Genomic DNA, 21003 nt, shown 5'->3' with positions numbered 1-21003 from the left:
AATATTTACTCCAACAAATCCGGTCGCCGCTCCTTAGTCCGTTTATAAGCCTGCTCTTCCCGCCATTCCTCAATTTTTGGGGTGTTGCCGCTTGTGAGGATTTCGGGAACCGTCCAACCTTTGTATTCTGCGGGACGGGTGTAAACGGGGGGTGCCAATAAATCGTCCTGAAAAGAATCTGTCAACGCGCTGGTCTCATTTCCCAAAACGCCGGGAATCAAACGGATGACCGCATCGCAGACAAGGGCGGCCGCAAGTTCGCCACCGCTCAGCACAAAATCGCCCACGGAGATTTCGCGGGTTATAAAATGGTCGCGCACGCGCTGGTCCACGCCTTTGTAGTGCCCACAGAGAATAATGAGGTTTTCCTTCAGCGAAAGCTCGTTTGCCGTGTGCTGATTGAAAGTTTTGCCATCGGGCGTCATATAGATTATTTCGTCATAATTCCGTTCGGCCTTTAATTGGGAGATGCATTTATCAATAGGCTCAATCATCATCACCATTCCCGCGCCGCCGCCAAATTGATAATCGTCTATTTGCTTGTAGGCGTTTGTGGCATAATCGCGGAGGTTGTGGGTATGGACTTCCACCAGGCCTTTTTCAATGGCGCGTTTTAATATTGAAACTTCAAAGGGACTTTGCAGCAATTCGGGCAATACGGTTATAATATCAATTCGCATGGTAAGGCAATTCTATATTTATGGTTGGCAAAAATACGCCAAATTGAATTAAGCCAAGGCCTAAATGGAATTTTGTCGAGGGCGATATTGCAGGAATAAAGAGGAGAGTGGCGCTCAAATTTAATGGCTTACCCTTTTTTTGCTTCGCGTTCCTTTTTTCGTTCTTTCCTTCGCTGTTCCCTTTCCTTTTTCCGAAGTTCACGTTTTTGCTCCCGGGTTAAGTTTTCATCTTGAAATGCATCCTTAAAATTAATATCGTCATCTACCGAACCGGTAAAAGCCTTTATCCAGGCATTCTTAAAAATATTGAAAACAGTGGGCCACACGCCCGCCTGCACATTATTGAGGTCGCCCTCGAAGGGTACTTTTGTTGCCAGCGTATCGGTGCCCTGGTTTTTTAGGATGAACTTAAAGAAACCTACAAATCCTTCCCACAGCACTTCCAAAAAGCCATCGCCCTCCCCAATCAGTTTGGTGTCTGTTAAAAGCGGTTTTACATAGCCTATCATATGGCCGTCGGCAATTGCAACCTCGCTGTAGAGGCCGAAAGTACCTTGGTCAAAATCGAGGCCTGCGTAATAATTTGTGAAATCGTTCAAGGCCGTAGCCTCGGCATTTTCGAGGGAGAAGGAAAGGTCCATATCGGGGATTTCCTTTACAAGATTCATATTGCCCTCCAGAGAAACCTTGCCATTGCCAATGGAAACGCCACTGGCGCGAATGGGAGAGGGGAGGATGCGCTCTTTTTCTACCACATTGCGCAGGTTGTCGGCGGTGAGTTCCAGTTTGTCAATCTGCAAATCTATGTTTGGGTCTGCGGAAAGTTGCACAAACGCTACTTTGCCATCGTGTACTTCAAAATGGTTGATGTCTATGGGCACAAGGTCTGTGAGGGCTTTGGTCCAGTCGTCCACATCGGCATCGCCTTCAGTGTCTTTTTGGTCCTCAAAAACGTAGATAACCTCGGGACTGGTCATTATTATTTCGCTTACGATTTTACCTTTGATGAGCGATTTCCACTCGATGGAAATATCGCTTTTGGGAAAATTCAAAAACGGAACCTGGCTTTCTGCCGTTCCCTTGTTCAAGTACATTCCGTTGATAACATAGGCCCCGCGGATTAGCGCAATGTCTATATCCTCCACCTGCCCATAATAGCCGGGAATGTCTGCCAGCACTTTGTTTACGTAATTTTTTACTAAGGTGGGTAGGTAAAGCCGAAAGGCAATGAGCAGGATCAAAATGATAATAGGAACAAGATATCGTTTCTTTTTGAAACGGCTTCGCTTTTGGGTTTCTGACATATTTTGCACGCAATTATTTTAACAAATTTGATTGAAAGCTTGAAGATTTTCAGTTAATGAAGTCATAAAAAAATTCCTGCTTTTACAGGAATCTTTTTTTTTTGAAAATTTTAAAATTGTTTTATAAACTGCAATTGCCGTCAATAATGTCTTGTTTTGTTGGGTTATAGGCATTGGTTTCTGTGTAAAAATTATCAATATTACCAGAAACACATAAATTAGTTATTGCACAAAAATCTGATAGATTAATGTTTTGCATAACTACCATTTCATAACCAACTTCCTGAAGGTTTTCCAATCCATTTAAATTTTGAATATTTTCATTTTTTTCGATTAAAACACGCGAAATGATATTAGTTACACTTTGCAATCCTGATAAATCTATTAAGGATTTATTACCCGAAATTGTCAGATATCTATTTGCACCTATATTTCGAAGACCATTTAAATTTACTAACGAATCGTTCTCATAGATTTCTACACGAGCTATAGTAGAATGTATATTTTCAAGAGCATTTAAATTAACCAATGATGGATTTGATTCTATAAGAAGTAAATACCTCAAACTAATTAATCCCGATAAAGAATTTATATTTTCCAGATTAGGATTGGATGCAATATAAAGGCTTCCGACGGTTGTTAGGTTTTGTAAGCCATTCAAGTTGTTAATGAATAAACTTTCAATAGATAAATTGTCCTTAATCTTGGTAATATTGTGTAACCCATTGAGATTTATCAATAAATCATTATAACCAATGTATAAGTCCTTTTTGATTTCTGTTATGCTTTGAAAACCATCTAAGTTTATTAAAACAGGATTGTCGAAGATGCTCAAAGTATTTCCGATTTCCGAAAGATTTTCAAGCCCTGAAATAGACTCTAATGCTCCATTATGTGAAATAACAACTTCTGCGCCCACAGATGTTAAATCTTCTAATGGTGATAAGTCAGTAATGTTTGAATAAATAGACCCAAAAGTGTAACCAATTATTAAATGTCCTGTTATTGCACTATAATTGTGCGATCCAAATGCGTCCACATCGGCTTGTGTTTTTAACTGAATATCTCCTTCAAAAATATTCTCTTCATTCAAATCATTCAAAGAAATAGTAACCAAGGCATTTTTAGAAACCGCTCCATTTGCGATATTTACCGTTCCAGAAATTGTTGGATTTGTTTCAAAATCGAAAATTGAGGCATCGGCAACTTTCAGTTCTCCCGAAGCAGAATTAATAGAAAACGCTCCTGCGGGATTTTGTTCTGTAATTGAAAAAATAACTGTTCCTTGATTTGTCCTTCCTTGAACGTTTCCGATAACTTGCCCATTCGTTGGGTTTTCATCCATAATTCTTGAAAAATCACTGGTAAATACAGTTATTTCCGTAGGGTTTGGATCATCGCTTTCTTTTGAACACGAAACAAAAATTAAAGTAGAAATAAGAAACAGAATTGAAAGCCGGTTAGTTCGTAAAACTCGCATTGTTATAGAAAGTGTGTTAAGTTTCCAAATATAAAAAATCCTGTTACCACAGCAACAGGATTTTTATATTTCAATAAATTACAATATTACTAATGATAAGTAAATCTACTAACCTGCGCAATATACTTGGCCAAGCGAATCCCTTGGGATTGTAGGAAAATATATACAGATAAAATGGGGGATCTACCCCTAAAAAATCAGGATTTTTCCTCTTGACCCGTATAATTTTTTTTTAAAAATTGCTTCCCGATTCATTTTAAAACAAAAGTCATGAGCAACACAAATCAAAATCTACTGAACCAGACGCTGGAGGCGCTGACAGTTACTGAAATTATGGAAGCCCTAAACACTGCAGCCGCTGCCCTGCCAGATGCCACGCTCACCGACGAGCAACGCCGTAACCTGAACGCCATAAGCGTGGACAACAAGGTATTTGCCGAAGAGGTGCTGGACGAGATGAACACCAACCCCAATGCCGCCGTAAACGCCACCTATAACCTAGAGTTTCTGGCGAACGATCTGCAGCTTTTTGAACAGGTGGAGAGCATCATAAGCCGCTTGATGGATATGGTACAGCGGCTTGAGGACGTAAAGCGCCTGGCGGGCCACGAGGCCTATGGTATGGCCACGGGCGCCTACGGCATGCTGGAGGTTATGGCGCGCACGGGCGTGCCCGGCGCGCAGGCCAGCTTTGACAGGCTAAAGCCCCGCTTTGCAAAAAGTGGAGGCAGGCCCGTGGATGGCGAGGAAACCGCCTCGTAACAAACGGGGGGCGCACTAAGGAACGGTTCTTTTGGGAACCGTTTTTTTAGTGTCCAGGCTATTAAGAAGTGATAGTCAAAACGTCTATAAAATAAGCGATTGCACTATTAAAACTGCTATTGTAACTATTTTTACCATTATATTTAGTATTAAAAATGATGTTTACAGTATTAAAAATAATATTCTAACTAATAAAACTATCTTTTTCACTAATAATAGTAATCTTGTTACTAATAAAATAACCGTTATCACTAATTAAATTAACGTTTTGACTAATACAACTATCACTTTCACTACTAAAATTATCATTTTCACTAATAAAAATTGGAAAACAGTCCCATAAAACAGCTCTTACACTAATAAAAAAAAATTGACACCTATGGCAAAAAGCAAGTTCAGTACCCAAATGACGGCCCCCCATGTGGGCCAGATGCTGGCCCGGCGCATCAAGGCGCAGCGCATCTCCAAGGCAGCGCTGGCACGGGCCGTGGGCCGGTCTGGGGTTACCCTATTGCGGTTCACCCAGCGCCCCTCCCTTCAAACCGAAGTGCTGTGGCAGCTCTGCACGGTCATGAAGCACAACTTCTTTCTGGACCTTGCCGCCCAGCTGCCGCCAGACTTTACCACCCACGCCCCAGATAGTACACGGCCCCTGCAGCAGCGCATTGCCGCGCTGGAGGAGGAGAATAAGCTGTTGAAAATTAAGGTGGAAACGTTAATGCAGGTAGTTCGAAAATAAACTTTATATTTGGGTAGGCCTGCAGTTGCGTACATGTGCGGGATAGCAGCGATATAATTTTAAAAATGTGCGTATATAAACATGTTATATGCAATTTAAAAAAAATGACAAATATTTATTGGCCAATTTATAAAAATCTAGAATCGGAAATTGAGAAATTGACATATGATATTTATATTAGTGACGATCAGTTAGATGTCTATTCTACGAAAATATCAGAATTGATTTTACGTTCAGCAGTTGAAATAGAATCTCTTGCTAAAGATTTATATTGGCAAAATGGAGGAAATAAGGAGCATATTAAATTTGATGAAGATGCTTTGAAATTTTTAAATCAAAAGTGGAATTTAGAACAAAAAGTGGTTATTATTAGCTCACCCAATTGTCACCAAACTAATAAAATTCTATTTCCGTTTAACAAATCCGAAAAGAAGCCAAATAATAAACTTACCTATACTTGGAATAATGCATATCAACATTTAAAACATAATCGTGCAAATAACTATAAGTTTGGAAGTATAAAATATCTCTTCGATATTTTGGGAGCTCTATTTATTCTTAATATTTATTACAAAGACGAAAAATATGATTTAGAAAACTCAAAAAAAACAATCGATTTTCCTCTTAATCAAGGTTCAATTTTATTTTCCATTAAAATACATAAATGGTTTAAATATGACGGTAATTTCAAATATGGAAAAAAAGATGATTTTGATGAATGTGTATATTTAACCAAATATTCTAACAAAACTATGGAGAATCACCGTCAAATAAGAGAAAAAATGAGAGTGAAAGAAATGGAACTTACTAGAAAACATCCAAAATTTATCGAATATATTAAAACTAACGATTTAAGAAATTATAAAGGACAAAACCTTATGGCTGAACTTCTTACTTCTGATGAGCATCTTTCCTTTTTGAGACAAATTGTTAGCCCAGAGGACAGAGATTATATATTTGAATTAGAAGCTGTGACAAATAAAAACTGCATATAACAAAGAACTGAGGTAAAAAACAAGTCTTTTCTCCATTAAATTTTGACCATATCCTTCCTGGCACTGTTGAAATGGAACAAATCTTCCTTCGTCGATTTGTTTCCAGTCCAACAAGCAATTACCATCACCAATAGTTTGATTTTGGTTATTTGATTTTTAATGTCGAAACGTGTGCATCATCATAGGGCAATCCTGATTTTGCAATGGCAAAACAGAATTAGCAAAAAAAAATCCCGCTAAATACATAGCGGGATTTTATATATTGCTAATTACTATTAATAATAAGTAAATCTCCTAACCTGCGCAATATACTTGGCCAAGCGGATTACTTGATGACTATAGCCATACTCGTTATCATACCAAATATAAAGTACTACATTTTTACCATCTTCGGTAACGATAGTTGCGTTGCTGTCATAAATAGCAGGGGCAGATGAGCCAACAATATCACTGGATACAAGCTCATTGCTCAATGAATATTTTATCTGCTCAACCAGATCGCCTTCCAGGGCGTATTTTTTCATTGTGGAATTAATTCCATCCAATGTGGTAGGGGTTGCAACTTCTAAATTCAAAACAACCAAAGAGCCGTTTGGAACAGGAACGCGAATTGCGTTGCTGGTAAGTTTTCCAGCCAGTGAAGGTAATGCTTTTGCAACGGCACTTCCTGCACCGGTTTCAGTAATTACCATATTTAATGCTGCAGCACGGCCACGGCGGTATTTACTGTGCATATTGTCTACCAAATTCTGGTCGTTTGTATATGCGTGAATGGTCTCTAAATGCCCACGAACTACTCCAAAAGAATCCTCAACTGCTTTTAAAATAGGAGTGATGGCGTTTGTGGTACAAGATGCGGCTGAAAAGATATCTACTTTATTCGGGTCATATTCGTTTTGGTTCACCCCGTGAACGATGTTCGGCACTCCTTTTCCTGGAGCGGTAAGCAAAACCTTTGAAGTTCCTTTAGCTTTTAGATGGCGGCTAAGTGCTGCATCATCACGGAAAGCTCCGGTATTGTCAATCACCAAGGCGTCTTCAATTCCGTATTGTGTGTAATCAATATCTTCAGGGTTGTTTGCTGAAATGATATGAACGGTAGTCCCGTTAATAACCAACGCGCTGTTTTCAAGGTCGGTACGCACGGTTCCGGGGAAATCGCCGTGTACAGAATCATATTGAAGCAAAGTTGCTCTTTTATCCAGCACCGTTTGATCCATTTTTCCACGAACTACAATGGCACGAAGGCGAAGCTGGTTTCCTTGACCGGTGCGGGTCATAAGCTCACGAGCCAACAAGCGACCAATTCTTCCGAAACCATAAAGAACGACGTCTTTAGGAACAATGTTTTTGCTTTCCTTGGCATCCTTTAATTTGTCTGAAACAAATGACAGGGCGTTTGAATATTTATCGTCCTCTAAATGGAACTCATAGGTTAGTTTTCCGATATCCAATTTTGCGGGTGGAAGATCCAAGGTTTTGATGGCCTGCGCAATTTCAACGGAGTCAAAGATTGATATTGGCTTTTGAACAAATTCGCCAGCATATTCGTGAAGGTTCAAAATTTCACTTACGTTACGATCTATAAGCTGGTTGCGGAAAAGTACCAGTTCAATGGACTTATCGTACCAAAGATCACTAACGATTTTAATAAACTCTACTGAAGCTTTTCGGCGGTCAGTTTGAAAAGAAAGTTCTTTTTCATAAACGTCATCAAAACTCATATGGAAGGATTTTTAAAGGGTTTAAAATTTGGTGCAAAAGTACTCTTTTTCATCGTTTTGATGAAATATATTCTAAAAAATAAAACCACGAATCAACGAATATTGGTAATAATAATTCGTGGCTTCGTGGCTTAAAAATTTCAACTTAAAGTATGTTTTAAAATGATTCCGTCATAGCTACTACCTAAAAATAAAGGAATTGATTTTTCCGGCTGTGTCCATAAAAGTCATTTTAATTGGGGAACGATAGTTTCGTTGTGTCATAATTCGCTTAACATCATCAATGTCATTGACGGTTTCGTCATTAATCTGGGTGATGATAATTCCCTCAAGTTTGTATTGTGCAATTTCTGGTGTGAGGGCGCGAGTAACAGTTACACCGTTTTTAAGGCCACGCTCTTTGAGTTCTTCAGGAGAAGTGTTTTTTACCTCCAACCCAAGATCGTCGATGGAGAAAGTTTCCAGTTTTACGAGAGTTACCGGTACTTTTCTTTCCTTGCCGTTGCGAAGAATAGTTACTTCCACCACATCATTCGGTCTTTTGGAGCCCAAGTAACCCGAGAGATCCGCAAATTTTGAAACCTTATAGCCATCCAATTGCTTGATTATATCGCCCTCCTTTATTCCGGCCTTATCTGCGCCGCTACCTTTTTCAATTCCGCCTACAAAAACGCCTTCGGTGTCGTTAATTCCATATTTTTCCACAATCTGTGGGTTTATATTTCCTACTTGAATACCTAAAATGCCACGCTGAACGTTTCCGTATTCCAAAATATCCTCAATCACTTTTCGGGCGTTATTGGAAGGAACGGCGAAGGAGTAGCCCACATAACTTCCGGTTTCCGAGGTGATCGCAGTGTTTATTCCAATCAATTCGCCACGGGTATTTACCAAGGCGCCGCCACTATTACCACGGTTTACCGCGGCATCGGTTTGAATGAAAGATTGAGGATTGCCGTCAAATTGGTTCAAGTCGCGCGCCTTTGCACTTATAATTCCAGCGGTTACGGTGGAGGTTAAATTGAAGGGATTCCCAACGGCCAAGACCCATTCGCCAATTTTTACATTGTTTGAATCGCCAAAAGGTATAAAAGGAAACTCTTCATTACCATCAATCTTTACAAGGGCGATGTCGGTATTTGGGTCGGTACCGATCAATTTTGCAGTATAAGTTTTGTTGTTGTTTAAAGTAACCTCCAGGTTTGTGGCGTTCGCGATTACGTGATTGTTGGTTACAATATAACCATCGGGCGAAATGATGACGCCGCTTCCGCTACCCACGCGAGCCCGGGGCTGGCCGCCCCCTTGAAAGTATTCAAATATATTGGTGGGCTGTGTGCTCACACTCATATTTTTAACGTGTACTACTGCGTGTACTGTTTTTTCCGCCGCATCGGTAAAATCTGTATTCATTTCGGCAGCTGCCGCAGAAAAGCTAGTGGGGATAAAGTTTGAAGTTTTTTGGGGCTCGAAGGATATATAATCCTTTTTTTCAAAAAAATTATAACCTCCAAGTGTAACTGCGCCCGCAAACAGCGCTACCAGAAATAAACGGAATGTCTGTTTCATTTTATATTGAATTTTATGATTAATAAAAAATTATGTTGCAAAACACTTTTTTCAAGATTAGCATTTTAGATTGCTATAAGTGTTTTCATACTTGAGAAATCAAGAAAAAACACTTTTTTGAAGAAACATTATTTAAATACTCCCACAAATTTAACAACCATGACTAGAAAAAAGTATGCCAAGAAGGGGTATTTAACTTGTATTTAACGTGATAACTTTCCTGAAAGCTGGGGTGGCTTTTTATATCTTTGTGCGCGTATGGAATTCACCTTTTATAAATATCAGGGCACGGGAAACGATTTTGTGATTATCGATAATCGTGATGAATTTTTTCCAAAAGAGAATACGGCACTCGTTGCCCAAATCTGTGATCGCCGCTTTGGTGTGGGTGCTGATGGGCTGCTTTTGCTGGAAAAGCACCCGACCGCAGACTTTAAAATGGTGTATTATAATAGTGATGGCAATCTAAGCACTATGTGCGGCAATGGCGGAAGATGTATTGCGCATTTTGCCAAGTTTTTGGGAATCATTTCAGAAAAAACAACTTTTGAAGCCGTTGACGGTATGCACGAAGCTATGGTTAATGAGGATTGGGTTTCACTAAAAATGAACGATGTGGAAAAGATTAACGTTGCAGAAAATTTCACTTTTTTGAACACCGGATCGCCACATCACGTTGAAATGGTTTCGGGATTGGAAAACTTTGATGTATTTACAAAAGGAAGAAATATTCGAAATGAAATTTACGGAAAAGAAGGTTCTAACGTGAATTTCGTGGAGCAAATAGCTCCTGCCATTTTTTCAGTGAGAACCTACGAGCGCGGCGTGGAAGATGAAACCCTGTCCTGTGGAACCGGCGTGACCGCCGTTGCCATCGCTATGTTTGAAACTGGTAAATCTTCAGAAAATAGGGTGCTGCTAAAAACACCGGGCGGCCAATTGCAGGTTTGGTTTGAAAAAACCGATTGGGGTTACAGAAATGTGTACTTGGAAGGGTCGGCAACACAAGTCTTTAAAGGAATCTGGCAATGAAAACGTTAAAGGGAGAACATATTTTTTTACGCGCTTTGGAGCTTTCAGACCTCGATTTTCTCTATACCTTGGAAAATGACGAATCGCTTTGGGAGGTGAGCAACACCACAACACCCTATTCCAAATATATTTTACTGCAATATCTTGAAAACAGCCACCGCGATATTTACGATGTACAACAGCTGCGTCTGGCAATTTGCAAAAAGGAAGACCAGGCGCTGGTAGGCTTCATCGATCTTTACGATTTTGACCCAAAACACAGCAGGGTAGGGGTTGGTATCGTAATTTTTTCCGAAGCGGATAAAAGAAAAGGGTATGCATCCGAAGCATTGGGCCTTACATGCAATTATGCCTTTAAACATCTGAACGTCCATCAAATTTTCGCGGGGATTTCCGAAGAGAACCAGGGCAGCATCAAATTATTTGAAAAGGCCGGTTTTGAAAGAGGCGGTTTAAAAAAGGACTGGATTTTTTCAGACAGAAACTATAAAAGTGAATATTTTTATCAGCTAATAAACCCCTAATCCCAAAATCAGAAAAATGTATATAAAAAAAATATTGATAGCTGTCGTTTTGCTCGGTGCCATTGGGATGGGAGCTTTTGCTTGGTATGTTTACGACACCGCTTTTTCGGGCAATACGGCTTTCAATAATAAGGAGGCCCACGTTTATATTCCTACCAACGCAACCATAAATGATGTGGTTGAAGAGCTGGAGCCGCTTTTGCGGGACACGGGTTCATTCGTTACCATTGCGGAACAAAAAAAGTATGCTTCAAATATAAAACCGGGACATTTCATCATTAGAAAGGGAATGACTAATAACGATATTGTAAATACACTGCGAAGCCGAAATATTCCCATCAACGTAAAATTCAACAATCAAGAGCGTTTGGAAGACCTTGCCGGCCATATTTCAAAACAGATTGAAGCCGATAGTGTTTCGCTCTTGAACGCAATGCGCGATCCGCAATTTTTAAAGGAAGTGGGTTTGAATAAGGAAACCGCCCTTTCATTGTATATTCCGAATACTTATGAGTTTTATTGGAACAGTTCTGCGGAAACCTTCCGCGAACGTATGAAAACGGAATACGAGCGCTTTTGGAACGAATCGAGAACCCAAAAGGCCAAAAGATTAAATCTTTCCAAAGAACAAGTGATGGCATTGGCCGCAATCGTTCAAAAAGAAACCGCTAAAGTGGATGAACGACCGAGAGTAGCGGGAGTTTATTTAAACAGGTTAAAAGTAGGAATGTTGCTGCAAGCCGATCCGACGGTTATTTATGCCCTGAAACGCGAAAGCGGGGATTACAATCAAATAATAAAAAGGGTGCTTTATAAAGATTTGGAATTGGACTCTCCGTACAATACATACAAATACGCCGGCGTACCGCCCGGCCCCATCACGATGCCCGATATTTCATCCATAGACGCGGTCCTAAACCCGGAGCAGCACGATTATTACTATTTTGTGGCAGATGTTACCAATTTTGGGTATCACAAATTTGCAAAAACCTTGGCACAGCACAACGTGAACAAAATCGAATATGTGCGCTGGGTGAATAGTCAAGGATTGAATAGGTAAACCTTCAAGAAATTCATTTCTGTTAAAATCTTTCAAAAATCCGGGTTAAAGTCTGTTAAGACTTCGGAATCCGGATAGGTTTGTTGTATTTTAATTTTGTTAATTAATTGATAATCAGCTAATGCAGTTGGTTGTCAATCGTTCTTTGGCACAATTTTTTCATATAGCGCGGCGAGCATGCGTTTGCCATAGCGTGTGTTTACTTTTTAAGAATTTATTTCGCGCCGCATAAGGCGGTGGCGCAATAATTATAACTTTTAAAAACTAAGTAAAACATGACAAAACGTTTTATGAAATTGTCTGTGCTGCTGGCTGTTGCGGTATTTGTTGCAACGGCATTCTCTTCAAAAAGAGAAGATTACAGCAGTTCTATATTCGCTACAAATATTGTAGGGGACGTTGCCCATGTGCCCTACGAATATGAAGTGAATATGAGTTCCCAAGACAGTGTTCCCTTTCTTGGGAAGTCGTTCCTGGGTTTCTGTTACGACCTCGGCTTTAGCGAAAGCAGTGGCAATTACAGAGCCGTGAACAGATTGGGTTATTTGGGCAAGTACCAGTTTGGCCGTTCCACCCTTAACTGGGTCGGAATCCACAATACCTCCCGATTTTTAAATTCCCCTTTGTTACAGGAAAAGGCCTTTGAGGCCTTGATTTCCAAAAACAAATGGGTACTTCGGGATTATATTGATAGGTTTGATGGCCAAACCATCAATGGTGTTAAGATAACCGAATCGGGCCTTTTGGCCGCGGCGCATCTGGGAGGTGCCGGAAATGTTATGAAATTTCTGGACAGCAATGGAGAAGTCGTTTTCAAAGATGCCAATCACGTGCCTATAACTAGGTATATGAAACGCTTCGTAGATTACGATGTCTCTCAAATACTCCCGGACAACAATGCCAGGGCGACATTATAATTATTGAAGAAAGCTAGGTTGACAAGCCTAGCTTTTTTATTTAATATTTATTTAACAGCCTACAAATCAGATTTTTAAAAAAAGCCTTATCTTTGCGCGCTGAAACGACGATGTAATAACATCGGAATTTTAAACCTTAATGAAAAAAAGAATATATCTCATTGCAGTATTACTTGTTGTTACCGTAACAGTAGGGACAGGTTTCATTTCAAAAGATAGCTACGATTTTTCTACTTTTAGTACAGAAGGATTAGAGTTAGACTACACCGTTCCCACAGAAGCAGAGCTTATGCCATTTATTGCTCCTGTGACCCCAAAGTTTTATTTGTTTTTGGGAAAATCCTATTTGGGTTTTAAAGAAGCTCTTGGTTTTAAGGAATCCAGAGGAAATTACCATATCGTAAACGATTATGGATATATGGGGAAATATCAGTTTTCCCGCGCCACTTTACGAATGATTGGTTTTAAGAATACCGATAATTTTTTATACGATACCCGTCAGCAGGAGGCTGCTTTCCTAGCATACACTTCTTTGAATAAGTGGGTGCTTCGGAACGATATAAAGCGCTACGCAGGCAAAACCATTGGCGGTGTGAAAGTTACCGAATCGGGAATTTTGGCCGCTGCGCATTTGGCAGGTGCCGGTAATGTGAAGAAATTTTTGAGAAGTGCGGGCGAAAACCGTTTTGAGGATGCCAATGGCGCCTCCATTCGTTATTATTTGCGAAAGTTTTCAGGGTATGATACTTCGCATATTGTACCAAATAAAAAACCGAGGGTAATTTAAATTTTATCCTTGAATGATAAATAAGGTGGGTCTTTTATGAAGATCCACCTTTATTTTTTTCCATAAACTTACAGGAGCAGTTTTTATGTATTCTGAAGGCAAAGTAATATCACAAGCCACACAAATTCTTGTCTGTGGATTGAGATTTTCAATTAGGCTCTGCAGCATTTGATTGTTACGGTACGGAGTTTCAATGAATAGTTGGGATTGGTCAAAATCCTTTGATATTTTTTCAAGTCTTTTCAGTTCTGTTTTCCTTTCACCTTTATCAATAGGTAAGTACCCGTTAAAAGCGAAATTTTGACCGTTAAATCCACTGGCCATCATTGCCAGTAAAATGGACGATGGTCCCACGAGGGGCACGACCTTTATGCCGAGTTCGTGTGCGTGATGTACCGCTCTTGCCCCGGGATCAGCAATTCCGGGACAACCGGCGTCGCTTATTACGCCCACATCAAAACCCTCCAGGCACGGATTGAGCATGGAGGGGATTTCTTCAGCGTGGGTAAATTTGTTAATCTCTTGAAATTTCAGCGTGGGTTGTTTCTTTTCTGGGACAATACTTTTTATAAATCGGCGTGCATTTTTTTCATGCTCCACGATATAATGGTCAATTTTTTCAACGGCTTTTTTTACCGAAATCGGGAGTACCGCCAATGGAGGCACATCGCCCAGAGGGCAGGGGATGAGGTATAAATTTCCTTTAGTTGAAGTCATTAATATTATTGGACGATTAATTTTCTCACGGTTGATTGTCCTTTTGAAGAGGTGATTCCCACAAAATATAAACCAGAAGTCAAACTTGAAATGCGAATGACTTTTTCATTATTGGATATATTTTCTGCTGAAGAAACCAAGCGGCCTCTTACATCAAAGAGCTGAATGCTTTGAAGGGAATCGTTTTTCAAATTAAAGGTTACAAATTCCGAAGAGGGGTTAGGAAGCATGGTGAGTGAATTTTCTAATGAGAAGTCTTCCGTTCCGGCTACTTCGCCTCCTTTAATTTTATAAATATCGCCACCGAAATCTATGATATAAAGTTCTTTGTTGACATCTTCGCCAAAGGAAACCCAGCTACCTGAAAAAATACCGATCTCTGTCAAATTCCCCGTGGCATCGACCGTACCAATCAATCCACTACAGAAATCGGCAAAAAAGTATAGCCCCGGAATATCGGTATATACAGAACCTCTGTAAACATAACCGCCCGTTATGGAACAATTGCCACCGGAATGGTTATATTCAGCCAAAGGGAAGCTCAATTCAGATTGGGGAGGGCAGTCCTGGGTGTTATAAGGTTGTGAGCCTTCATAACATCTCCAGCCATAATTTAATCCTGCCTCAGTAATTCCGGTCCGGTTTATTTCTTCAATGCTTGTTTGGCCCACATCTGCTATCCAAATGTTGTTTGCCGTAAAATCGAAGGAAAAGCGCCAAGGATTTCTCAAACCATACGCCCAAATTTCATCGCGCGCGTCAGGATTTCCTAAAAACGGATTATCTGCAGGTATTCCGTAGTTATTTCCCCCTGAAGGGTTATCTACATCTATTCGCAATAGTTTTCCCAATAGAAAATTCAGGTCTTGCCCTCTATCATTCGGATCTCCGCTGCCGCCGCCGTCACCCGAAGCTATATATAGATAACCATCTGGCCCGAATGCCAAATTACCACCATTGTGGTTTGAGGCTGGTTGGTTAAAACTGAGGATGGGCAATTCAGAATTGGGGTCTGCCAAATCCTGATTGCCGCTATCTACGGAAAAGCGTGAGATCTGTGTGTTACCGCTAGTATTGGTATAATTCACATAAAAATAGCCATTGTTGCTATAATCTGGATGAAATGCCATTCCCAAAAGCCCGCGCTCACTATTGGTTGAGATCATTCCCGAAATATCCAAAAAAGAAGTGCTATTTACGGTTCCGTTAGCCTGGATTACTTTTATGTGGCCTCCTTTTTCCACTACAAAAAGACGGTCGTCATTGGCGTGTTGAAGGCTTAAGGGTTGTGTGAAATTTCCTTTAAAAAATTCGATGGATATTTCTTGAGCCAAAAAAATTGAGGAAAAAAGAAAGAATGGAATGCAGAGGAGTAATTTTTTCATGGTTTTTTATTTAGTGAGTTACTAAAAGTAAGAAAACCATATGTAAAAATGCGTTAAAGTCGCTTCGCAATTTGTTCACAGGCTTCATCGAGCATTTTAAAAACGTTTTCAAAACCTGCATTTCCGCCAAAATACGGGTCGGGCACATCCACATTTTCACCGGGAAAAATTTCATCTAGGATTAGTTTTACCTTTTGGCGATGCGTATCATTTTCAGCCAAGGCCAAAACGTTCTCCTTATTGCTGTTGTCCATTACATAAATCAAATCGAAATCGTCAAAATCCTTTGCGCTGAACTGTCTTCCACGTTGTTGGGTAATGTCTATATTGTATTTTTTCCCCACGGCAATACTTCGCTGGTCAGGTTCATCGCCCACGTGCCAATGGCCAGTACCTGCAGAGTCAACAAACACTTTTGAAGTGTCAACCTTCGACTTCAAAATACCTTCCGCCAAGGGCGAACGGCAAATATTGCCAAGGCAGACCATAAGGATTTTATATTTTTTCAAAACGATATGAAGTGTTTAGAAGTTTAAGAGCTTATGGGTTTAAAAGTTTAGTAGTCTGAACGATGTGATTTCCTTTCCGAACACTGCGACTGAAACCTGCGACTGAAACCTGAACTAAAGTGTCAACTTTTTACTCAGATCTTCCACATATTTGCGGAACTGCTTGTCAGTACTGGAAAGGTTATCAACGGTCTTGCAGGCGTGTAGCACAGTTGCGTGGTCGCGCTGCCCTATTTGGGAACCGATGGAGGCGAGGGATGCTTTGGTAAACTTTTTCGCGAAGAACATTGCCAATTGACGAGCCTGCACAATATGCCTTTTTCGTGTTTTTGATTGCAAAGTATCCACGTCCATTTGAAAATAATCACTTACTACTTTTTGAATATAATCAATGGAAACCTCGCGTTTGGTGTGTTTCACATAATTATCAACAATTTTGCGGGCAAGGTCGATGGTAATTTCCTTTTTGTTGAAGGAAGAGTGCGCAATCAATGAAATTATGGCGCCTTCCAGTTCTCGAATGTTCGTCTTGATGTTGTTTGCCAAAAACTCCACGATATCCTCCGGCATTTCCACGCCGTCGCGGTACAGTTTGTTTTTTATGATCGCCACACGCGTATCGTAGTCTGGGTGGTTCAATTCCGCAGAAAGGCCCCATTTAAAACGGGAAAGCAAACGTTGTTCAATATCAATCATATCCACCGGCGCCTTGTCGCTGGTTAAAATAACCTGCTTGCCGTTTTGGTGCAAATGGTTGAAAATGTGAAAGAATACGTCCTGTGTACCGGCCTTTCCGGAAAGCAATTGAATATCGTCCACAATAAGCACGTCTATTATTTGATAGAAGTGTATAAAATCGTTGCGGTTGTTTTTCTTTACCGATTCAATGTATTGTTGCGTAAACTTTTCCGCAGAAATATAAAGAACGGTTTTTTCTGGATATTTATCCTTTATGTCAACACCAATTGCGTGGCCCAGGTGTGTTTTTCCCAACCCGACACCGCCAAAAATAAGGAGTGGGTTGAAGGAAGTTCCACCGGGTTTATTTGCCACTGCTAAACCGGCCGAACGTGCCAGCCTGTTCGATTCCCCTTCAAGGAAACTTTCAAAATTATAATTGGGATTAAGCTGTGATTCTATCTTAACATTTCGGATTCCTGGAATAACAAACGGATTTTTAAGTTCCGGGCTTTTGTTTTTCAACGGCACATCAACCTCCTGCGATTGTAAATTGCTTCTATTGGCGCTTGGAATTTTTTCTGTAAATGGTTGTTTGTTGCCGTAGGTGTTTTCCATTCTGATAATGTAAACCAACTTAGCGGTAGCTCCCAACTCTTTGGTGAGCGCGACTTTCAATATCTTAACGTAGTGTTCCTCGAGCCATTCGTAAAAAAATTTGCTAGGAACCTGAATGCTCAGTGCATTATCAGTTAGCTTTACCGCCTTAATGGGTTCGAACCAAGTTTTGTATGCTTGCGAAGAGATATTATCTTCGATAAAAGCCAAACAATTGTTCCAAACCGATTCCGCAGTTTTGCTCATAGTTAAAATTTGTGTTTTGTTTTTAAAAAAGGGTTGGTTAAAATAATAGGGGATGGAGTGTTTCCGAGCTATTTCTTAACAGTGCAAATATGTGAACAAAAAAGTTATAAAAAAAACCAGATTGGGGTTGAATTATTAGAATTTTTTTCCCATACTTCCCTTTCGATAAAACTACAAAAAAACTTTCTTTAAACACCATAAAATCGTGAAGAATACAGATACAGAAATAAGAGTGCGCTATGGCGAAACGGACCAGATGGGCGTGGTTTATTATGGCAACTATGCGCAGTATTTGGAACAGGGCCGAACGGAATGGCTTAGGGCGCTCGGGTTTTCATATAAATGGATGGAAGCCAATAATATACAGCTACCAGTGGTTCATTTCAGTATAGATTATAAACAGCCTGCATTTTATGACGACCTACTAACGGTGAGGACAAGTTTGAAACAATTGCCTACTGTAAAAATTGAGTTTTATTATGAAATTTATAATGAATCCAAACAACTTTTGGCTACGGCAACCACTGTATTGGTTTTTGTGAACAGTACGACAAAAAAGTTGACCAAGGCACCCCAATACCTATTGGAAAAACTTTCCTAAAAAAGAGGCTTGAATAAATCCAAATCACAGAGTCGTGATTTCAAATTTTGGGATTTTTTGTTTTCGAAATTTATTTGGAATTGGGGATTTGTTTTTTGATGATTTTCACTTTGTAAGTATTTTCAAATAACTCAAAAATCCGTTCCGCATCTTTCTTCCGAACGGCGATTTTAAACTCACAATTGAGCTCCATTTTTTGATCTACAATATTGATGTCTTCATCTTTAAGGATGCGCATCACTGTGTTCATTTCTGGGTATTCAAATTTTAAAAGAAACGTTTCATCAATTGTTTCTTCAATTATCCTACAATTTTCCAAGGCCATTTGCGCAGCGGTTTTGTAGGCCTGTATCAATCCGCCCACGCCCAATTTGGTTCCGCCGAAATAGCGTACCACCACTACCAAAATATTTGTAACATCAAAAGATTGCAATTGTCCGTAAATAGGCATTCCCGCACTGTTTGATGGTTCGCCGTCATCATTGGCCCGATAGTGTTCATAACTTTTGCCGAGTTGCCAAGCATAGCAAAAATGATGCGCGGTATGATGTGTTTTTTTAAGATTTTCGATGTGTTCCTTTACCTCCTCTTCCGAAACCACCGGAAAGGCATAGCCAAAGAATTTACTGCCCCTTTCCTTAAAAAGCACCTCTTCGGAAGCCTTTAAAATGGTTTTGTATGTGTCTTTTTCAGTTTCCAATGTTTCACAATTTTATTTTTCCCCTTTGTGGGTGAGGGGGACTACCATTTTTCCAACGCAATAAACAAAATTCCAAGAATCGCCAGCCCAATCCCAATCCAATTCTTCAGCAATAATTTTTCCTTAAATAGCAAAATGCCGAGTAAAGTTGATATCATAACAATAGCAACATTGTTTACCGTAAATATTCCCGAGCTTTCCAAGATACCGCTCCGTAGCGCCTGCACCAAAAAATAAATTGAAAAATAGTTGGGGATTCCCAAGGCAATGCCGCCCAAAACATTTTTTAGCTGGAATTTGAATTTTCCCTGCAGTGCCTGAGCGCTCAAATGTAAAACGCCAATGGCCGCTGCCATCGCAAAAATAGTTGCCGAGAAAATAGGCGTGTCATTTTTGGCAATATACTCGCCTTCCAAATATTTAATGGTCGTATCTATTATTCCGCTGCCCAAGAAGACTAAAACTGGAAAGATGAAGTTGGTCGGCTTGATTTTTAAGCCGTCCTGTTTTTTTATCGAAGCCAAATACACGGCAGCAAGGGCTAAAATAATTCCTATAATCTTAAAAACTCCCAGACTCTCTTTATAATATAACAGCCCGAAGAGAATGGGAATAGCAACGCTCATTTTGGTAGCTACCGAAACAACCGAAAGCCCGCTGCGCTGCGTAGTTATTGCCATCAGGTTAAACACGGTTATAAACATAGCCCCTAAACCCAGTGCAAAGGGAAACCAGCCAAAGTGTGGTATTTCTGCAATATTTATTGCACTTTCCTGAAAAACAATCCCACAGAAACAAGCCGTAAAGTAATTCATTACGATGGCTTGCATGGTGTTGATTTTAAACCTCGAATAAAGTTTAAAAACCACAAAGATCATGGTGGATGAAAGAATGCTGAGCGCCAGTGAAATCAAGAGTTTTCGTTTTTAAAGATTCGCAGGGTATCGTCTTTTATCTTTTCTTCGGAAACGTGCACACCTTTAAAAATCGGCGCCTCGATACCTTCACCAAAACGGTTTTTTCCCTGAAATACAAATGCCTCGTCCCACAAATTTGCGTTAATAAAGGTTTGCAGGGTCTTTGCGCCACCTTCAATAATGACCGACTGAATATCTCTTCGGAAAAGCGCTGCGCAGATTTGCTGGGGAATTTCTTCGGAAAAGTCTATCGATTCAAAATCTATATTTGTCGAAGTTTTGCTTTCCGTTTCATTGAAAACTATCGTTTTGGAAGAAGAATCAAAAACCGAAAAATTCTCCGGAATCTTTAAATTTCGGTCAATCACAATCCGCGTTGGATTTTCACCCGCCCATTCCCGAACCGTTAGCGATGGGTTGTCCTGTAAAACCGTACGGGTGCCCACTAAAATTGCCTGTTCCTCCGCCCGCATTTTATGCACTATTTGGCGCGAAAATTCATTGGTGATCCAAACGGGTTTCGTCTCATCGCGGGTCTCATCCTTTGGCGCAATAAATCCATCGGCTGTCTGCGCCCATTTCAAAAAAATATACGGCCTTTTATTCTGGTGAAAGGTAAAAAATCGTTTGTTCAAAATATCACATTCAGCGTGCAAAACACCTACAATCACCTCGCAACCGGCCTCCATCAATCGTTTGATGCCGCGCCCCGCTACTTTAGGATTTGGGTCCAAACTGCCCACCACCACTTTCTTTATTCCGCTTTCGATAATCAAATCGGCACAGGGCGGAGTTTTACCAAAATGGCTGCAAGGCTCCAAACTCACGTAAAGGGTCGCTTCTTTCAAAAGGCCCACTTCGCTAACGCTCGCGATGGCATTCACTTCAGCATGGGGTAGTCCGGCTCTGTAATGCCAACCTTCGCCAATAATTCGGTCGTTGTGAACAATTACACTGCCCACCAACGGATTTGGATAGGTAGTTCCCAGCCCGTTTTTGGCCAGTTGGATGCAGCGCAACATATATTTTTCGTGTATCTTCACAGCGTAAAAATACAAG

At 40.3% G+C, this 21003-nt stretch carries 21 protein-coding genes; 9 read left to right on the top strand and 12 right to left on the bottom strand.

Translation table 11 applies throughout. The annotated features are described in order from the left end of the window. Window positions 1–5 precede the first annotated feature (5 nt). From trmD to MB09_RS15410, 3 genes are all read right to left on the bottom strand, one after another. A complete protein-coding gene (gene trmD / locus MB09_RS04885; protein ID WP_045079747.1) occupies window positions 6–680 on the bottom strand; it encodes a tRNA (guanosine(37)-N1)-methyltransferase TrmD in 675 nt (224 codons plus the stop codon). Between the two features lie 128 nt (window positions 681–808). Beyond that, window positions 809–1984: a DUF748 domain-containing protein gene (locus tag MB09_RS04880; RefSeq protein WP_045079746.1), complete on the bottom strand. Its 1176-nt coding sequence runs from the start codon at window positions 1982–1984 to the stop codon at window positions 809–811. Window positions 1985–2105: 121 nt separating this feature from the next. Continuing rightward, on the bottom strand, window positions 2106–3329 hold the full coding sequence (locus MB09_RS15410; protein ID WP_131459824.1) for a cadherin repeat domain-containing protein: 1224 nt from the start codon (window positions 3327–3329) through the stop codon (window positions 2106–2108). A gap of 405 nt (window positions 3330–3734) precedes the next feature. Between MB09_RS15410 and MB09_RS04870 the strand changes: the two genes are divergently transcribed. The 3 genes from MB09_RS04870 (at window position 3735) to MB09_RS04860 (ending at window position 5960) form a co-directional block, all read left to right on the top strand. Beyond that, window positions 3735–4226: a hypothetical protein gene (locus tag MB09_RS04870; protein ID WP_045079745.1), complete on the top strand. Its 492-nt coding sequence runs from the start codon at window positions 3735–3737 to the stop codon at window positions 4224–4226. A gap of 379 nt (window positions 4227–4605) precedes the next feature. Beyond that, complete coding sequence (locus tag MB09_RS04865; protein ID WP_045079744.1) at window positions 4606–4965, top strand: hypothetical protein; 360 nt, start codon at window positions 4606–4608, stop codon at window positions 4963–4965. A gap of 104 nt (window positions 4966–5069) precedes the next feature. Beyond that, window positions 5070–5960, top strand: a complete 891-nt coding sequence (locus tag MB09_RS04860; protein ID WP_131459822.1) for a hypothetical protein — start codon at window positions 5070–5072, stop codon at window positions 5958–5960. Between the two features lie 275 nt (window positions 5961–6235). On the opposite strand, the gene MB09_RS04855 is transcribed toward MB09_RS04860, so the two are convergent. Together MB09_RS04855 and MB09_RS04850 are read right to left on the bottom strand one after the other, a co-directional pair. Then, window positions 6236–7684 (bottom strand): glyceraldehyde-3-phosphate dehydrogenase, encoded by a 1449-nt coding sequence (locus tag MB09_RS04855; RefSeq protein WP_045079742.1) that lies wholly within the window; start codon window positions 7682–7684, stop codon window positions 6236–6238. Window positions 7685–7864: 180 nt separating this feature from the next. After that, complete coding sequence (locus MB09_RS04850; RefSeq protein ID WP_045079741.1) at window positions 7865–9253, bottom strand: trypsin-like peptidase domain-containing protein; 1389 nt, start codon at window positions 9251–9253, stop codon at window positions 7865–7867. Window positions 9254–9511: 258 nt separating this feature from the next. Here MB09_RS04850 and dapF point away from each other — a divergent pair, with 258 nt between their 5' ends. The 5 genes from dapF (at window position 9512) to MB09_RS04825 (ending at window position 13573) form a co-directional block, all read left to right on the top strand. Beyond that, complete coding sequence (gene dapF, locus MB09_RS04845; protein ID WP_045079740.1) at window positions 9512–10285, top strand: diaminopimelate epimerase; 774 nt, start codon at window positions 9512–9514, stop codon at window positions 10283–10285. Beyond that, complete coding sequence (locus MB09_RS04840) at window positions 10282–10809, top strand: GNAT family N-acetyltransferase (RefSeq protein ID WP_045079739.1); 528 nt, start codon at window positions 10282–10284, stop codon at window positions 10807–10809. The genes dapF and MB09_RS04840 overlap by 4 nt, the downstream gene beginning before the upstream one ends. Before the next feature lie 16 nt (window positions 10810–10825). Further along, window positions 10826–11869 carry an endolytic transglycosylase MltG gene (gene mltG, locus MB09_RS04835; protein ID WP_045079738.1) on the top strand — a complete coding sequence of 348 codons (1044 nt, stop codon included), beginning with the start codon at window positions 10826–10828 and terminating at the stop codon, window positions 11867–11869. A gap of 275 nt (window positions 11870–12144) precedes the next feature. Continuing rightward, entirely contained in the window at window positions 12145–12786 is a 642-nt protein-coding gene (locus MB09_RS04830; RefSeq protein WP_045079737.1) for a hypothetical protein, read from the top strand. 139 nt (window positions 12787–12925) lie between these two features. Then, entirely contained in the window at window positions 12926–13573 is a 648-nt protein-coding gene (locus MB09_RS04825; protein WP_045079736.1) for a hypothetical protein, read from the top strand. A gap of 3 nt (window positions 13574–13576) precedes the next feature. Here the strand turns inward: MB09_RS04825 and MB09_RS04820 are convergent, their stop codons facing one another. From MB09_RS04820 to dnaA, 4 genes are all read right to left on the bottom strand, one after another. Continuing rightward, window positions 13577–14290: an SAM-dependent methyltransferase gene (locus MB09_RS04820; RefSeq protein WP_045079735.1), complete on the bottom strand. Its 714-nt coding sequence runs from the start codon at window positions 14288–14290 to the stop codon at window positions 13577–13579. Between the two features lie 5 nt (window positions 14291–14295). Beyond that, window positions 14296–15675, bottom strand: a complete 1380-nt coding sequence (locus tag MB09_RS04815; protein ID WP_045079734.1) for a PQQ-dependent sugar dehydrogenase — start codon at window positions 15673–15675, stop codon at window positions 14296–14298. 53 nt (window positions 15676–15728) lie between these two features. Then, entirely contained in the window at window positions 15729–16163 is a 435-nt protein-coding gene (locus tag MB09_RS04810) for a low molecular weight protein-tyrosine-phosphatase (RefSeq protein WP_045079733.1), read from the bottom strand. Window positions 16164–16298: 135 nt separating this feature from the next. Next, on the bottom strand, window positions 16299–17726 hold the full coding sequence (gene dnaA / locus MB09_RS04805) for a chromosomal replication initiator protein DnaA (RefSeq protein ID WP_045079732.1): 1428 nt from the start codon (window positions 17724–17726) through the stop codon (window positions 16299–16301). Window positions 17727–17931: 205 nt separating this feature from the next. Between dnaA and MB09_RS04795 the strand changes: the two genes are divergently transcribed. After that, entirely contained in the window at window positions 17932–18327 is a 396-nt protein-coding gene (locus MB09_RS04795) for an acyl-CoA thioesterase (RefSeq protein ID WP_045079730.1), read from the top strand. Window positions 18328–18397: 70 nt separating this feature from the next. On the opposite strand, the gene MB09_RS04790 is transcribed toward MB09_RS04795, so the two are convergent. From MB09_RS04790 to ribD, 3 genes are read right to left on the bottom strand one after another with little or no spacing between them, the layout of a single operon-like run. After that, complete coding sequence (locus tag MB09_RS04790) at window positions 18398–19027, bottom strand: IMPACT family protein (RefSeq protein WP_045079729.1); 630 nt, start codon at window positions 19025–19027, stop codon at window positions 18398–18400. 41 nt (window positions 19028–19068) lie between these two features. Beyond that, a complete protein-coding gene (locus MB09_RS04785; protein ID WP_045079728.1) occupies window positions 19069–19941 on the bottom strand; it encodes an EamA family transporter in 873 nt (290 codons plus the stop codon). Continuing rightward, window positions 19938–20987, bottom strand: coding sequence for a bifunctional diaminohydroxyphosphoribosylaminopyrimidine deaminase/5-amino-6-(5-phosphoribosylamino)uracil reductase RibD (gene ribD, locus MB09_RS04780; protein WP_165586673.1), 1050 nt, complete (start codon window positions 20985–20987; stop codon window positions 19938–19940). The genes MB09_RS04785 and ribD overlap by 4 nt, the downstream gene beginning before the upstream one ends. Between the last annotated feature and the right edge of the window lie 16 nt (window positions 20988–21003).

The organism is Aequorivita vladivostokensis, assembly GCF_000952855.1.
GTDB lineage: Bacteria > Bacteroidota > Bacteroidia > Flavobacteriales > Flavobacteriaceae > Aequorivita > Aequorivita vladivostokensis.
The sequence above is the reverse complement of the archived record's forward strand: the minus strand, read 5'-3'. Positions and strand labels throughout refer to the sequence as shown.

Coding starts and splice junctions, on each gene's coding strand:
- dapF (WP_045079740.1), top strand. CDS start 9,512: ATGGAATTCACCTTTTATAAATATCAGGGCACGGGAAACGATTTTGTG.
- MB09_RS04840 (WP_045079739.1), top strand. CDS start 10,282: ATGAAAACGTTAAAGGGAGAACATATTTTTTTACGCGCTTTGGAGCTT.
- MB09_RS04860 (WP_131459822.1), top strand. CDS start 5,070: ATGACAAATATTTATTGGCCAATTTATAAAAATCTAGAATCGGAAATT.
- mltG (WP_045079738.1), top strand. CDS start 10,826: ATGTATATAAAAAAAATATTGATAGCTGTCGTTTTGCTCGGTGCCATT.
- MB09_RS04870 (WP_045079745.1), top strand. CDS start 3,735: ATGAGCAACACAAATCAAAATCTACTGAACCAGACGCTGGAGGCGCTG.
- MB09_RS04880 (WP_045079746.1), bottom strand. CDS start 1,984: ATGTCAGAAACCCAAAAGCGAAGCCGTTTCAAAAAGAAACGATATCTT.
- trmD (WP_045079747.1), bottom strand. CDS start 680: ATGCGAATTGATATTATAACCGTATTGCCCGAATTGCTGCAAAGTCCC.
- dnaA (WP_045079732.1), bottom strand. CDS start 17,726: ATGAGCAAAACTGCGGAATCGGTTTGGAACAATTGTTTGGCTTTTATC.
- MB09_RS04810 (WP_045079733.1), bottom strand. CDS start 16,163: ATGGTCTGCCTTGGCAATATTTGCCGTTCGCCCTTGGCGGAAGGTATT.
- MB09_RS04850 (WP_045079741.1), bottom strand. CDS start 9,253: ATGAAACAGACATTCCGTTTATTTCTGGTAGCGCTGTTTGCGGGCGCA.
- MB09_RS04820 (WP_045079735.1), bottom strand. CDS start 14,290: ATGACTTCAACTAAAGGAAATTTATACCTCATCCCCTGCCCTCTGGGC.
- MB09_RS04855 (WP_045079742.1), bottom strand. CDS start 7,684: ATGAGTTTTGATGACGTTTATGAAAAAGAACTTTCTTTTCAAACTGAC.
- MB09_RS04815 (WP_045079734.1), bottom strand. CDS start 15,675: ATGAAAAAATTACTCCTCTGCATTCCATTCTTTCTTTTTTCCTCAATT.
- MB09_RS04825 (WP_045079736.1), top strand. CDS start 12,926: ATGAAAAAAAGAATATATCTCATTGCAGTATTACTTGTTGTTACCGTA.
- MB09_RS04865 (WP_045079744.1), top strand. CDS start 4,606: ATGGCAAAAAGCAAGTTCAGTACCCAAATGACGGCCCCCCATGTGGGC.
- MB09_RS15410 (WP_131459824.1), bottom strand. CDS start 3,329: ATGGATGAAAACCCAACGAATGGGCAAGTTATCGGAAACGTTCAAGGA.
- MB09_RS04830 (WP_045079737.1), top strand. CDS start 12,145: ATGACAAAACGTTTTATGAAATTGTCTGTGCTGCTGGCTGTTGCGGTA.